Source organism: Agromyces sp. P2_B3 (genome assembly GCF_056404815.1).
Genome location: NZ_JBFUDH010000003.1, coordinates 398,539 through 413,019, shown reverse-complemented (window position 1 = coordinate 413,019; position 14,481 = coordinate 398,539). Strand labels below are relative to the sequence as shown.

Below are 14,481 nucleotides of genomic sequence, written 5' to 3'. Positions count from 1 at the left end.
CGGACGGCAGCCGATCGAGGAACGGGTCCTACTGGTCCCAGGCGGCGTCCATGTCCTCGAGGACCGCCTCGACCGTCTTCTGGCCGGTGAGGAGGCCCTGCACGCCGACGCCGAGGGCGTCGTAGGTCGCCGGGTTGGGCCACGTCGCGTTCGGGAGGCCGGTGTAGGCACCCGACTCGAGCAGGTCGGCGACCGGCTGGTAGACCGGGAGCAGCGTGTCCGCGCTGACACCCGTGATCGGCACCGCACCCGAGAGCTCGGCGTACTGCTGCGCCTGCTCGGGCTCGGCGACCCAGTCGAGGAAGTCCTGCGCGGACTTCTTGGCGCCGTCGTCGGCCTTGGCGTTGATGGCCCACGCGTAGTTGGCGGAGGCCAGCATGAAGTCGCCCTGGTCGTCGGCCGGCGGGAACGCCTGGACGTCGGTCTCGAGGCCCGCGCCGGCGTTGATCGAGGTCGCAGCCGAGCCGGGAACGGCGGCGCTCAGCGACGTGCCACCGCCGATGCCGTTGGTGATCGAGTCGAACGTGCCGCCCGCCGCGCCGTCCTGGAAGCACCCGCCGTCGTTCATGGCGACGATGTCGTCGAGCGTCTGCTTCCAGCCGTCGCTGTCGGCGAAGGTCACGTCGCCGGCCGCGCGCTGCTCGTTCCAGTCGGGGGTCTCCTCGTAGACGCGGGTCGCCGAGACGAGCTGGGCGAGCAGGCCGGTGTTGAACGACACGGAGCCGGCGAGCACGGTGAAGCTCTTCCCCGCGTCGCGCGCCGTCGTGCAGGCCTTCAGCATGTCGTCGAAGGTGGCCGGGAACTCGTCGATGCCCGCTTCCTCGGCGGCCGCGGGGTTCCAGATCAGGCCGACGGGGGAGAGCGCGGTCGGCTGGCCGTAGATCTTGCCGTCCACTTCGTAGAGCGACTCGGTGCCCTCGGGGATGATGCCGGCCGACGTGTCGTCGAGGGGCTCGAGGAACCCGGCGTCGGCGAGGGTGATCACCGAGATCGGCTGGCCGGTTCCCGGGGAGAGGATGGCGACATCCGCCGCGTTGCCCGCCTGGAACTGGGTGGTGACCTGGGTGTTGTACGCCTCGGAGGGGTACGGGATGACCTCGATCTCGGTGCCGGTCTCCTCCGTGTACGCCTTCGCCATCTGCGCGTAGAAGTCGTCGGCGTCGTTGGCCTGGGCGACCATCATGGAGAAGCCGGTGCCCGATGCGTCGTCGGTGCTGCCGGTGTCGCCGCCGCCGGAACAACCGGCGAGGACCATCACTCCGGCGACGGGTGCCGCGAGGAGCGACCACCGAAGCGGCTTGGATGCGGGGTGCTGTGACATTTCGGACCTTTCGTGACGTCGTTGTCGCCAGCCTCGGGCCGGCTCGGCCGCTGGCCGCACCTCCAGCGTGGCACACATTGGCATGATTCCGACATTAGTCTTGGTGATGTGTGGCAATAGTGCCGCTGATCCTGCCCCCGTGCACCCGTCAGGCGGGGGACTCGACGAGGAGCACGACCGGGCCGGCGAGCCCCGCCGGGAGCGGCTCGGCCGTCGGCTCGAACACCCGGGTCATGGGCTCGAAGACGTCTCCGGTCGGCGCCGCTGCCTCGGCGATCAGCCGGTTTCGCCACGGCGTGGTGACCTCGATGCGCATGAGGTTCACCCCTGCCCGGAGCGCCGCGGTCACCTCGACCTGGAACGGCGCCGTCCAGGCCACCCCGCAGTCGACGTCGTTGACGGTCACCCGGGCGATGTCGCGCACGACACCGAGGTCGACGAGATGGCGGTCGCCCTCGACCGGTTCATCGGCCAGCTCGAACCCGACCGAGTAGGCGCCTGTCCCTGAGAAGCGGCGGGCTTCGTCGTCGAGGGTCGTCCACAGTGCGGGGCCCGAGGGCATCGCAGTCGAGGCACGGCCGGGCAGGTGCAGCTCCCATGGCCCGCGGAGCTGCGTGGACCGGACCGCCGGCGTGGGCGGCTCCGCGTCGGCGCCGAGCACGAACGTGGAGCCGAAGCTCGGCAGCGAGAGCCGGTACGCGCTGCGGCCGTCGCCCGACGGCGTCCCGTCGTGCGGGAGCCCCTGCACCTGCAGCGCCACCGGATCCCACGTCACGAGATGCGGCGCAGGGTCGGACACCAGGAGCCGCGCCTCGGCCGGCTCGGCGGACGGGTTCGCGAGGAACGTCACGCGTCGACCGTCGATGACGCGTGAGATCTGCCGAAGCGGCGGGCCGACGACCTCGAGCGCGGGCTTCAGGCCGAGCTCATCGAGCGCCTCGCGAAGGTCGGAGGTGTCGAGCACGCGTCCTCGTGCGCGCGGCGCGGTCCAGATGCGGTCGCAGCTGCGGTCGAACGAGTCGGGATCGTCGCCGAGCGATGGCGACGCGCCCGGCCGTCCGCCCACGATGGTGGCGCCGTGGTCGAGGAGCCGCTCCACCGCCAGGAGCGTCGGGAGCGTCATCCGGTCGCTCGAACCGCCCAGGTACAGCAGGCGATAGGAGGCGCCGTCGGCGACGACCGCACCGTCCTCGACGCGGAGCACGGTCGTGAGGGCGTCGACCCCGACGTAGTCGAAGTCGAACCCGGGCGGCACGACGGTGTCGAAGTCGTGCCCGAAGAGGCCGGTGACCGGCGCCTCCTCCCCGATGAAGACCGCGACGTCGACCGCCGGCACGCCCATGCTGAGCAGGGCCGAGCACCGCGCGAGGTAGTCGATCCACGGGCGGGCGACGCCCGACCACGTCTCGTTGATCGTGAACGCCTGCCCGAGGAACGGGGCGAGGGCGATCCCCGGCGGCGGAGCGGCGATCGGCTGGTGCGGCGAGGTGTGGATGCAGAACCGGGTCACGCCGAGCGAGAGTTGCAGGTCGGCGACGTGCTTGAGCGTGTGCGGAGTCCACGACCACGGCCGGTCGAACGACGTGAACGCCTCGGCGCCGACCCACTGCCGGCCGTGCACGTGGGCGACCGAGGACGCGCCCTTCAGGTCGGCCACGTACGTCGGAAGCGGACCCCGCTCCGCGTCGAACGTCCACATCGCCCCCATCGGAACGTCGGCATGCGAACGCATCGCGAGGTCGTCGCCGAGCTGTGGCCGACCGTCCTCGAGCGCCTCGGCGTAGGAGCTCATGCCGCGCTGACGCGCCTCGGCGGCGAGCGTGCCGTAATACTGGTCGGCGAGGAGCTCGGCGATCGTGCGGCGGTAGTCGTAGAGGAACCGGTCGGATGCCTCGGGGTCGCCCACCAGGCAGCCGGCGAGCGCGGGCAGCCAGGGCGTCGGGTCGTAGCCCCGACGGCGTCCGAACTGCTCGAGGATCGCCTCAGTCCAGTTCTGAGGGCCGGCCTCGATGCTGTCACTGAGGAGCGCGCCGAAGCGCGGCGTCGACGCCGCTCCGGGCGCGTCTCCGATGCCGAAGCGATGCAGGTGCGTTCGCAGGTACGCGCGCACCCGGTCGCCGTCGAGCTTGTCGACCTCGAGCCCGGTGGCGTCGGCCGGTGCCGGCCCGTTCGTCTGCCCGGTGAGCGACGCGCCGAGACGAAGGATGGTCCATTCGCCCGGCGGCGCGTGCCAGCGGAGCACGCCGTCGTGCACGTGCTCGCTGACGTCGATGACGGTCTCTGGATGCAGCGCGCCGGCGCCGGCCCGAGGGTCGGTGGGCACGGCGAAGTAGTCGGCGACGACGCCGAACCCGGCCTTCGCCTCGGCGCGGTGGACGCGCCCGCCCGAGCGGAGCACGAACTCGGAGACCTCGAAGCGGTCGGTGGTGCGGAGCACCGGTGGGCGTCGCACGCCGTGGGCGATCGGCGGGAGCGCCTCGGCGGCGCTCGACCCCGAGAGCACGAGCCGGAACCACCGTGCGGTGACGGCGGGGAACGACGCGGTGCGAGCCGGAACGCCGTCGGCCGGCAGTTCGACGACGTCTCGATACGTCTCGCCGTCGTCGCTCGCCTGCAGCACCGCGGTCGCGGGTGGCGCCGCGCCGAACCCGCGCGGGCCGGGCAGGCCGACGACGACCGATCGAACGGTGATCGGCGTGACGAACTCCTGCTCGATCCACGCGGTCGACCACCCGTCGGGGTCGCGCGGCAGCGCGAGCGATCGGCCGAACGATCCGTCGGTGAGGCACGTCCAGTCGTGCACCGGCGTGGAAGCGCGGAAGCGGGCCGGTGCCTGCACCTGGTGCAGTGGATCGGCGGGGAACGCGAGCACGCGCCAGTCCGTGGCCCAGGCTTGGCCCTCCGGCTCGGCGCCCCAGCGTGGCGAGTCCTGGTACAGGCCCGCCACCGAGGGCACGGGCGGAAGCGGCACCTCGACGGGTCGGCCGCCGGCCAACGCGAGCTCCGACCAGACCACCTTCTTCATGGCATCGGCTGGTTCCACCCATGGGCCGCCGGCCGCACTCCACCCCGACGAGGTCGCGACGGCCAGTTCGATGCCGAGGTCCGACGCGGTGCGCTTCGCGGCGAGCACGGCCTCGTCCCATACCGTGGAGCCGGGCCGCACAGGCGCGGGAACGACGAGGGGACCGCCCATCCCGCCGTCGAACACCTGCGCCCCGCGCACCCCGACGGCGTGGAGCCACCGCAGGTCGCGCTCGATGCCCTCGGGATCGATGTTGCCGTCCATCCAGTGCCACCAGGCCCGTGGGCGCGCCTCGTCGGGTGGGTCGACGAAGGCATCCCAGAGGCGGTCGGACGCCTCGGTGGAACCGGATGACGCGTGCTCCATCACAGGGGGAATCCTTCCAGCCACCGCGTCGGACGGATCATGGCGCTACTTATATGCGATATCGAGACAACTAATGTGTCTTTCCGACGCAAGTGTGTCACAGTTGCCCTAGGGCGCCCGACCTGCAACCGGGGCGCGAGACGACGAGGTCAGAGAGCAGATGACAGTGACGATCGACGAGAGCAGCACTCGCACACTCACCGTGCCGCCCGAGGCGTGGAACACGCCGGCGCCGCGCAAGCGCGGCAAGAAGCCGCTGATCAGCTTCGGCCACTGGTGGTGGGCGATGCCCGCCGTGATCCTGGTCATCGCGGTGCACTACGTCGCGACGCTGACCGGCGGGTTCTTCGCGTTCACCGACTGGACGGGGCTCGGCGACTGGGCGTTCGTGGGCCTGGAGAACTTCCAGCGGATCTTCGAGGACCCTCTCATGGTCGGGGCCGTGGTGAACACCCTGTTCCTCGCGTTCGGGGCGGTCATCCTCACGAACGTCTTCGGCCTGCTGTTCGCCCTCGCCATCAACCGGATGCTGAAGTCCCGGTACATCCTGCGAACGCTCCTGTTCATGCCCGTCGTGCTGAGCCCGCTCGCGGTCGCCTACGTGTGGAAGTTCATCTTCCAGTTCGACGGACCGCTGAACGGCTTCCTCGGCCTGCTCGGTCTCGAGGAGTTCCAGAAGGTCTGGCTGGCCGACCCCACGTGGTCGATCTGGGCCATCCTGATCACCGTGGTCTGGCAGCAGACCGGGTTCACCATGGTGATCTACCTCGCCGGGCTGGCGAGCGTGCCGATCGAGGTCGAGGAGGCCGCCGCGCTCGACGGCGCCGGCATCTGGCAGCGGTTCCGGTACGTCATCGTCCCCGCCATTCGGCCGTCGATCGCGATCGCGACCACCCTCGGCATCATCCAGGGCCTGCGCATCTTCGACCAGATCCTCGCCCTCACGGGCGGTGGGCCGGCCGGCGCCACCGAGACGCTCGCCACCCAGGTGTACAAGCAGGCGTTCTCGCTCGGCCAGTTCGGTTTCGGCTCGGCGCTCGCGCTGGTGCTCACCGTGATCATCCTGGCGTTCGCCATCCTCCAGCAGTACGTCACCCGCGACCGCGAGACCGGAAGGGCCTGACCCATGTTCCGCTACACCAAGGCCACCGCCCTCCGCGAGGTCCTCGTCTGGGTCGTCACCCTGATCGGACTGCTGCCCTTCTACCTCCTCGTCGTGACCGCGCTGAAGCCCGACGAGGAGCTCCTCACGACGAGCGCCGTCGCACCGCCGTCGACGATCGACTTCGGGGCGTTCGTCGAGGTCCTCACGACCACCGGGCGCAACAGCATCCCGATGAGCATCCTCAACAGCGTCATCATCACCGCCGGCGCCATCCTCGGGCTCGTGCTGCTCGGCTCGGTCGCGGCATACGTGATCGCACGGCGCACCCGCGCCTGGACGAACCTCGCCTACTACCTCGTGCTCGTCGCGATCATCCTGCCCGCCCAGCTCGGCACCGTGCCGCTCTACATCGGCGCACGCAGCGTCGGCCTCACCGGCAACGCGCTCGGCATGATCCTCCTCTGGATCGCGATCCTGCTGCCGCTGTCCGTGTTCCTCTACGCGAGCTTCTTCCGAGGGCTGACCACCGAGTACGAGGAAGCGGCGGTCATCGACGGCGCCTCGCCCACCCAGGCGTTCTTCCGCGTCGTGCTGCCGCTCATGGCGCCCGCCACCGGGACGGTGGCGATCCTCGCCGGCCTGATCGTCTGGAACGACTTCTTCAACTCGCTCATCTTCCTCGGGGGGTCCGAGACCCAGACACTCCCCGTCGCGATGTACACGTACGTCGGCGGCCTGGTCTCGGCGTGGAACAAGATCTTCGCCGTCGTCATCATCTCGATGGTGCCGATCCTGCTCTTCTACATGTTCGCCCAGAAGCGCTTCATCCAGGGCTTCGCCGGCGGCCTCAAGGGCTGACCGGCAGATGAGCGCGGACAACCGGGCCGCCTTCGAGCGGTTCGTGGAGCTGTTCTACACGCAGAAGCGGGTCGCGGATGCCTTCGCCGACCACGTCGCGGACGACTACCGCCAGCACAACCCGACCATCGGAGACGGCCCGTGGGCGGCGATCGCGATGCTGACGCCGAAGTTCGACGGCTCGCCCGACGCACGGTTCGACGTGCAGCGCATCCTCGTCGACGGCGACCTCGCGATGGTGCACGTGAAAGCCTCCCGACCCGGCGCACCCGACGCCGCGGTCGCGGACATCTACCGATTCGAGGACGGCCGGATCGTCGAGCACTGGGACGTGCTTCAGCAGGTTCCCGTGCATGCCGCCCACGACCATCCGATGTTCTGACCACCGAAGGACGCCCCATGTACCAGCTCGCACCCAACATCGAACTCCTCTTCACCGAGGCCGGCGACTATCACGACCGCGTGCGCGCGGCTGCGGCATCCGGCTTCACCGCCGTCGAGATGTGGGGCCCGACCGGGGTCGACGCGCCCTCGACGCCCAAGGACCTTCCCGCCCTGAAAGCCGCCCTCGAGGAGACCGGCACGCAGCTGACCGCCCAGCTCGCCGAGCCGCGGACGCAGTTCATGATCCCGCCGTGGGATCACTCGGAGTTCTTCCGCAAGCTCGACGAGGGTGTGGAGATCGCGCACGAGCTGGGCACGCCCCGCATGGTCGTGGGCAGCGGCACCGGGTTCGGCGGCTGGAAGCGCCAGGTGCAGCTCGACAAGCTCATCGAGATCTACCAGAAGGCCACGGCGCAGATCGACGGCTCGGGCATCACCCTGGTGCTCGAACCGGTCAACGTGCGCGTCGACCACCCCGGGTCGCTGCTCGACCGCACGAGCGAGGCGGTCTACGTCGCGCGCGGCGTCGACTCGCCGTTCTTCGGAGTGCTGTACGACCTGTACCACTCCACGGTCGAGGGCGAGGATGTCGCGGCCGAACTCGCGAATGCGGGCGACCTGATCCGCTACGTGCAGGTCGCCGACGCGCCGGGTCGCGGCGAACCCGGCACGGGATCCATCGACTGGCCCGCGCGCCTCGGCGACCTCCGCGCCTCGGGCTACGACGGCCCGATCGGGCTCGAGTACTACCCGCAGACGGCGTCGGCCGACTCGGTGAAGCTCATCCAGCAGTTGGCGGCGGCGGCATGACCACGTCGCCCGTCTCACGGTATCCAGCCGAGGTCGACGTCGCCATCGTGGGCAGCGGTCCGACCGGCGCGGCCTATGCGCGCATCCTGAGTGAGGGGGCGCCCGGCCTCACCGTCGCCATGTTCGAGGCCGGGCCGACCGTGTCGGACCCGCCGGGAGCGCACGTGAAGAACATCGAGGATCCGAAGCGGCGGGCCGCGGCGCAGCGTGCCTCCGAGGGCCCGGGCGCGGGCGCCGACACGGTGAGTTCGCCCGGTGCCGTGAAGAGCGGCGAGCGGCGGGCCCGGCCCGGCACGTTCCTCCTCGACGACGGCTACGCCTTCCCCGGCGAGGACGGCATGCCGGTCGCGGCGATGTCGACCAACGTCGGCGGCATGTCCGCGCACTGGACGGCCGCATGCCCGCGTCCGGGCGGCAGTGAGCGCATCGCGTTCCTCCCCGACCTCGATGAGCTGCTCGACGAGGCCGACCGCCTGCTCGGCGTGACGACCGACGCCTTCGACGGCTCGCCGTTCGGTGCGGTCGTGCGCGAGCGCCTCGCCGCCGTCGTCGACGACGACCGTGAGCCTGCGGCGCGAGTGCAGCGGATGCCGCTGGCCGTCCACCGGCGTGCCGACGGCCGTCTGGTGTGGTCGGGCTCCGACGTCGTGCTCGGCGAGGCCACCCGGGCGAATCCGGACTTCGAACTCCACGACGAGTCCCTCGTCACCCGGGTGCTCGTCGACGACGCGGGACGCGCCGCCGGCGTGGCGGTGCGCGATCGCCGCTCCGGAGAGTCGCACACGGTGCGTTCAAGAGCCGTGGTGGTGGCCGGCGATGCGCTCCGCACGCCGCAGCTGCTGTGGGCGTCCGGCATCCGGCCGCACGCACTCGGCCGCTACCTGAACGACCAGGCCCAGGTGGTGTTCGCGTCCCGCATCCGCGACGCCGAACGGCTTGTGCCGGCCGGAGCCCGCGACGAGGTGGCCGCGGCCGGGGCGCTCAGCGAGCAGAGCGGGGTGAGCTGGGTCCCGTTCACCGACGACGTGCCGTTCCACGGCCAGATCATGCAGCTGGACGCCTCGCCGGTGCCGCTCGCGGACGACGATCCCGTCGTGCCGGGGTCGATCGTCGGCCTGGGCCTGTTCTGCGCGAAGGACCTGCAACCCGACGACCGGGTCGAGTTCGCCGACGACGTGACCGACGCCTACGGCATGCCCGCCATGCGCATCCACTACCGCCTCACCGATCGCGACCACGCGGTGATCGAGCGCGCACGCGAGGAGATCGTGCGCCTCGGTGCGGCGGTGGGGGAGCCCATCGATCCCCGGCCGTTCACGATGCCGCCCGGCGCATCCCTGCACTACCAGGGCACGACGCGCATGGGCGAGACCGACGACGGCGAGAGCGTCTGCACGCCCGACAGTGAGCTGTGGACCGCGCCGGGTGTCTACGTCGCCGGCAACGGCGTGATCCCCACCGCGACGGCCTGCAACCCGACGCTCACGAGCGTCGCGCTGGCGGTGCGCGGGGCCCGGCGGATCGCCAGGTCACTCGCCTCGGAATGAGCCGTCGTCTTGCTTATGTCTAAAACAGACAATAGAATGAGGAAATCATGACAAAGAAGTCCGGCGGCATCATTCCGCCCTTGACGAGGAGGTCCCGGTGATCCCCGATCGCATCATCGAGCCGAACACGCTCACCACCGACGGCCGCCGCGCCGAGGTCGAGGTCCGCATTCCGTGGTACCGCGCGCTTCCGGGCTCCTGCATCGCGGGCGCCGTCCTCAGCATCGACGGCGTGCCGGCGGTCGAGGAATCGCTGCGCTGGACGATGAACGGCCGCACCTTCACCTTCGACGAGCTCGTCGACGAGACCGGGGAGTGGTGGTTCCCGACCGACTCCGCCGTGCTCTCGGGCGAGGTACCCGTCGAGGCCGGCGGCGCCGAGCACCGGGTCGACGTCGACCTGAAGCTGTACATCCCCTACATCGTCATCGGCGAGAACGAGGTGCTCCACATCGAGGAGCACGACTCCAAGACCATGAAGGCGGTGGCAGCATGAGCGGCACGCTCGGAACGCCCATCCAGGGCGTCACCCTCTACAGCTTCACCCGCGCCTTCCACGGGCGCGAGTACGACCTCGAGGGCCTCATCCGAAAGGTCGCCGCCGAGGGCTACGGGCCCGGCCTCGAGGTCATCGGCTTCTCGAGCTTCCGCGGATTCCCAGAGATCGACGACCGCTTCGCCGGCTGGTTCCGCGACCTCGTCGACGAGGTCGGACTGGTCACCACGTCGCTCGCGGTGAATGCCGACATCGGCATCCACCGCGATCGCCTGCTCGACCAGGACGAGCTCATCGAGTACATGCGCCGACAGATCCAGGCCGCCGCGAAGCTCGGCTTCCCGATCGCCCGCGTGCAGATCTCGCTGACGCCCGACTCGATGGAGCAGCTCGCCCCGGTCGCCGAGGAGTACGGCGTCACCCTCGCGCTCGAGGTGCACGCCGACCAGTACGCCTCGCACCCGCGCATCCTGGCGCTGCGGGACCGCTACGAGCAGGTCGGCTCGCCGTTCCTCGGCTTCACCGCCGACTGGGGAGCGACCGTCACCGGGTTCGCGCCGTCGCTGCTCGAGGCGTACCGCCGGCGCGGGGCCTCCGACGAGCTGCTCGCCAAGGTCGTCGACTTGTGGAACACGTTCTACGAGCAGGGCCCGCCCGCCGACCAGGCCGAGCACGGCCAGCGGTTCGGCGCGTTCATCGGGCTCGCCGCCCAGAACGGGCGCCCCGACCTCGGCATCGACTTCGGAATCAACGGCACCGGCCTGTTCGGGCCGGCGCGCGTCGACGACTGGCTCGAGATCATGCCGTGGATCCGCCACGTGCACGGCAAGTTCTTCGGCATCGACGAGCACGGCGAGGAGCCGTCGGTGCCCGTGCGCGACCTCATCGCGCTCCTCGTCGAGCAGGGCTACTCGGGCGCGATCTCGAGCGAGTACGAGGGCTGGCACTGGAACCACTGGCAGAGCCCCTTCGAGATCATCGCCGGTGAGCAGGCCGTGCAGCGCTCTGCCGCCGAGGCGGCGGGATCGCGCATGATCACGAATGCCGCGGAAGCCCGCGCCCTCCTCCACTCCCACCTCGCGCAGCCCGTCCGCGGCTGACCCGACCCCTTCGACACGCCCAGGGATATCGAAATGACTGAAGACCACGGCATCGCCGGCACCGGGATCAAGCTCGGCATCACCCTCTACTCGCTCACCTCCGAGTTCGCCGCGGGGCTCTACACGCCCGAGACCCTCATCAAGGCCGCGGCGGATCACGGGCTCGGCCCCGGCATCGAGTTCAACATCGCCCAGATGCTCCGCACCTACCCCGACGTCGACGACGAGTTCGTCAGGATCTGGCGCGACAGCATGGATCGGTACGGACTCGAGCCCAGCGCGATCGGCACGAACCTCGACATGGGGCGCCGCAAGGACCGCGACATGACGCCAGACGAGGAGCACGAGTTCCTCGCTCGGCAGCTGAAGACCGCCAACACGCTCGGCTTCACGAAGATCGTCATCCGTTCCGCTGGGAAGGAACTCCTGCGCAGCCTCCTCCCGCTCGCGGAGAAGTACGACCAGAAGCTCGGCTACGAGATCCACGCCCCATCAGGTCCGAACAACCCGCAGGTGCTGCAGATTCGCGAGCTGTACGAGGAGCTCGACAGCGACCGCCTCGGGTTCACCGCGGACTTCAGCTCGACCATGCACTCGCTGTCGCCGACGCTGCTCCGAACGCTCAGCCAGATGGGCATGGACGAGAAGCACTTCCCCGTGATGGACGAGATCTGGCACGAGCCGACGCCGATGCACGTGCGCAACCAGAAGTTCGAGGACTACCTGTCGGGCGAGGGCGTGGACTTCCTGCGCTTCGGCCCGTTCACGCGGCTGGCCTTCAACATGCACGGCCTGGTGCCGCCGGAGGAATGGCTCGACATCATGCCCCAGATCTTCCACGTGCATGCGAAGTTCTACGACATCGACGAGAACGGCGACGAGCCCGCGATGGACATCCCGCGCATCGTCCGCCAGTTCGTCGAGGGCGGCTACCAGGGGTACCTCTCCAGCGAGTGGGAGGGTCACGCGTTCTCCGACCTCGGCGAGGCCGACCCCATCGAGCTGGTCAAGCAGCAGCACGCGCTCATGCGTCGTGCGATCGAGGAGACGGTGAAGGAGAAGGCCGTTGTCTGAGATCGCCGAACTCCGGGCCGAACTCGCCGCACTGCGCGACGAGGTCGCCTCCGCCCGGGCACTCGCGCAGCGCGCGGAGGATCGCGGAGCGGTCGAGAACCTCTTCAACCGCTACATGTACCTGCACAACGCGTTCCAGGACGAGCAGATCATCCCGCTCTGGGTCGCGGAGGGCACGCCCGGCATCCGGGCACGCTACACGAACGCCGGGCAGTACACCACGTGGGAGAGCGTGACGCGCTACCACCGTGACCGCCCGAGTCCCGAAGGCAAGCTCATCCTGCACGCCACGACCACCCCGGTCATCGAGGTCGCCGCCGATGGGCGGACGGCCAAGGGCGTCTGGCTCATGGCCGGCACCGAGTCGGGGCTGACCGACCCGAAGGTGGCCGAGGCGTTCCCCGACATGTACTCGCCTGATGAGGTGCTCGGCAAGAAGGTGTGGGCGCACTGGGTCTGGTGCAAGTACGCCATCGACTTCCTCAAGCAGGACGGCGAATGGAAGTTCTGGAAGTTCCGCTGCTACGAGCTCGCCCGCGCGCCGTTCGAGGAGAACTGGGTCGGCTTCGGGCTGAAGAACCAGGGCGCGTTCGATCTCGACCTCATGTACTTCGGCGACGACGGCACGCCGGTCTTCATGCCCCCTGCCGACGAGCCCGTGCCCACCACGAACCACCCGTACAGCCCCACGACGGTGCAGCAGCTCGAACCGGTGCCGCCGGTCGCGCACGACACCTTCGAAGACACCTTCAAGTAGGGACCGATCATGGCCACGCACAATTCACTCTTCTCCGAGAAGGACGTCCGTCGCACCGCCGACGGCATCGCCGTCGCGGTGCAGCTTCCCTGGTACCGCAGCCTCTGGCTCTCCGCGGTCGACGATGTCGCGGCATCCGTCAACGGCGTCGCGGTGCCGAAGGACGCGCTGCGGTTCGTGTTGAACGGGACGAGCTACCGCATCGAGGAGCTTCCCGAGCAGTGGGACACGCTCTGGTTCGTCGCGGACAAGCCCGAGGTCGTCATCCCGCTCGAGCACGCTCCGGCGGCGGGCGAGAAGGTCACCGTCGAGGTGGTCCTCACGATGCGCCTGCTCTACATGCAGATCATGCCGGGCGTCGACGGCGGCCCCGGCCGGTACGTCACCAATCGCGTCCCGGTCGAGCGCGAGGTCGTGCTGGCATGAGCGCGGCCACCGCTCGGCCGCTGCGCGTCGCGATGATCGGCCACGGATTCATGGGCGCCGCCCACTCGCAGGGCTGGCGCACCGCGCCGCACGTGTTCGACCTGCCGACGGCCGTCGAGATGTCGGTCATCGTCGGTCGCAACGCCGATTCGGTGGCGGATGCCGCGACGAAGTGGGGCTGGGCCGAGTCGGCCACCGACTGGCGCCAGGTCATCGCGCGCGACGACATCGACGTCGTGGACATCGTCACCCCCGGCGACTCCCACGCCGAGATCGCGATCGCCGCGCTCGAGGCCGGAAAGCACGTGCTTTGCGAGAAGCCGCTGGCCAACTCGGTCGCCGAGGCCGAGGCGATGGCGGATGCCGCGGCTCGGGCTGCGGCACGCGGCATCCGTGCGATGGTCGGCTTCACCTACCGGCGCGTGCCGGCCGTGACCTTCCTGCGCGACCTGATCGCCCAGGGCGCGGTCGGTCGCATCGCGCAGGTGCGTGCGAGCTACCGGCAGGACTGGCTCGTCGACCGCGAGATGCCGTTGGCCTGGCGGCTGCAGAAGGAGCACGCGGGCTCGGGAGCGCTCGGCGACATCGGCGCCCACGCCATCGACCTCGCGCAGTTCGTGACGGGCATGAAGCTCGAGCGGGTCTCGGGAGTCGTCGACACGATCGTGAAGCAGCGTCCGCTGCTCGGATCGGGGTCGGGCCTGTCGGGCACCGCGGCGGACGGGTACGGGGAGGTCACGGTCGATGACGTCGCGATCTTCACCGGCAGGTTCGAGGGCGGCGTGCTCGGCTCGTTCGAGGCGACGCGATTCGCCACCGGTCGCAAGAACGCGCTGTCGATCGAGGTCTCGGGTGACCGCGGATCCCTCGCCTTCGACCTGGAGGACCTCAACGCGCTCTGGTTCTACGACCGCACGGCGCCGCACACGACCCAGGGCTTCACGAAGATCCTCGTGACCGAGGCCGAGCATCCGTATGTCGCCGCCTGGTGGCCGGCCGGCCACCTGCTCGGCTACGAGCACGGCTTCAGCCATCAGGTGAAGGATCTCGTCGAGGCGATCCACGCCGGTGCCGACCCGCATCCCACGTTCGCGGAGGGACTCCAGGTGCAGCGGGTGCTCGCTGCCGTGGAGCAGAGCTCCGACCGGGACTCGAGTTGGGTCCGCGTGGGCGAGGACGCACTCGCGCGCACGGCGTAGGTCCGAGTTCGGG

Annotated in this window: 13 protein-coding genes; 11 read left to right on the top strand and 2 right to left on the bottom strand. The window is 69.9% G+C overall.

Going from position 1 to position 14,481, the window contains the following annotated elements:
* Window positions 1-28 precede the first annotated feature (28 nt).
* Together AC1DZA_RS07525 and AC1DZA_RS07520 are read right to left on the bottom strand one after the other, a co-directional pair.
* Window positions 29-1,321 carry an ABC transporter substrate-binding protein gene (locus AC1DZA_RS07525; protein ID WP_476761444.1) on the bottom strand — a complete coding sequence of 431 codons (1,293 nt, stop codon included), beginning with the start codon at window positions 1,319-1,321 and terminating at the stop codon, window positions 29-31.
* 148 nt (window positions 1,322-1,469) lie between these two features.
* Window positions 1,470-4,712 (bottom strand): glycosyl hydrolase, encoded by a 3,243-nt coding sequence (locus AC1DZA_RS07520; protein ID WP_476772355.1) that lies wholly within the window; start codon window positions 4,710-4,712, stop codon window positions 1,470-1,472.
* A 160-nt stretch (window positions 4,713-4,872) separates the two neighbouring features.
* Between AC1DZA_RS07520 and AC1DZA_RS07515 the strand changes: the two genes are divergently transcribed.
* The 11 genes from AC1DZA_RS07515 (at window position 4,873) to AC1DZA_RS07465 (ending at window position 14,468) form a co-directional block, all read left to right on the top strand.
* Window positions 4,873-5,835 (top strand): carbohydrate ABC transporter permease, encoded by a 963-nt coding sequence (locus AC1DZA_RS07515; RefSeq protein WP_476772261.1) that lies wholly within the window; start codon window positions 4,873-4,875, stop codon window positions 5,833-5,835.
* Window positions 5,836-5,838: 3 nt separating this feature from the next.
* Complete coding sequence (locus tag AC1DZA_RS07510) at window positions 5,839-6,675, top strand: carbohydrate ABC transporter permease (RefSeq protein ID WP_476772260.1); 837 nt, start codon at window positions 5,839-5,841, stop codon at window positions 6,673-6,675.
* A 7-nt stretch (window positions 6,676-6,682) separates the two neighbouring features.
* The gene (locus AC1DZA_RS07505; protein WP_476772259.1) at window positions 6,683-7,057 is read left to right on the top strand and encodes a nuclear transport factor 2 family protein; all 375 of its coding nucleotides are present in this window, start codon (window positions 6,683-6,685) and stop codon (window positions 7,055-7,057) included.
* 17 nt (window positions 7,058-7,074) lie between these two features.
* Complete coding sequence (locus AC1DZA_RS07500; RefSeq protein ID WP_476761448.1) at window positions 7,075-7,869, top strand: TIM barrel protein; 795 nt, start codon at window positions 7,075-7,077, stop codon at window positions 7,867-7,869.
* Window positions 7,866-9,416: a GMC oxidoreductase gene (locus AC1DZA_RS07495; protein ID WP_476772258.1), complete on the top strand. Its 1,551-nt coding sequence runs from the start codon at window positions 7,866-7,868 to the stop codon at window positions 9,414-9,416. The genes AC1DZA_RS07500 and AC1DZA_RS07495 overlap by 4 nt, the downstream gene beginning before the upstream one ends.
* Window positions 9,417-9,513: 97 nt before the next feature.
* Window positions 9,514-9,912: a C-glycoside deglycosidase beta subunit domain-containing protein gene (locus AC1DZA_RS07490; RefSeq protein ID WP_476772257.1), complete on the top strand. Its 399-nt coding sequence runs from the start codon at window positions 9,514-9,516 to the stop codon at window positions 9,910-9,912.
* Window positions 9,909-11,012 (top strand): sugar phosphate isomerase/epimerase family protein, encoded by a 1,104-nt coding sequence (locus AC1DZA_RS07485; RefSeq protein ID WP_476772256.1) that lies wholly within the window; start codon window positions 9,909-9,911, stop codon window positions 11,010-11,012. The genes AC1DZA_RS07490 and AC1DZA_RS07485 overlap by 4 nt, the downstream gene beginning before the upstream one ends.
* 33 nt (window positions 11,013-11,045) lie before the next feature.
* The gene (locus AC1DZA_RS07480) at window positions 11,046-12,086 is read left to right on the top strand and encodes a sugar phosphate isomerase/epimerase family protein (protein ID WP_476772255.1); all 1,041 of its coding nucleotides are present in this window, start codon (window positions 11,046-11,048) and stop codon (window positions 12,084-12,086) included.
* The gene (locus AC1DZA_RS07475) at window positions 12,079-12,843 is read left to right on the top strand and encodes a nuclear transport factor 2 family protein (RefSeq protein ID WP_476772254.1); all 765 of its coding nucleotides are present in this window, start codon (window positions 12,079-12,081) and stop codon (window positions 12,841-12,843) included. The genes AC1DZA_RS07480 and AC1DZA_RS07475 overlap by 8 nt, the downstream gene beginning before the upstream one ends.
* A gap of 9 nt (window positions 12,844-12,852) precedes the next feature.
* On the top strand, window positions 12,853-13,269 hold the full coding sequence (locus tag AC1DZA_RS07470) for a C-glycoside deglycosidase beta subunit domain-containing protein (protein WP_476761454.1): 417 nt from the start codon (window positions 12,853-12,855) through the stop codon (window positions 13,267-13,269).
* Window positions 13,266-14,468, top strand: a complete 1,203-nt coding sequence (locus tag AC1DZA_RS07465) for a Gfo/Idh/MocA family protein (protein ID WP_476772253.1) — start codon at window positions 13,266-13,268, stop codon at window positions 14,466-14,468. The genes AC1DZA_RS07470 and AC1DZA_RS07465 overlap by 4 nt, the downstream gene beginning before the upstream one ends.
* Window positions 14,469-14,481: the final 13 nt, after the last annotated feature.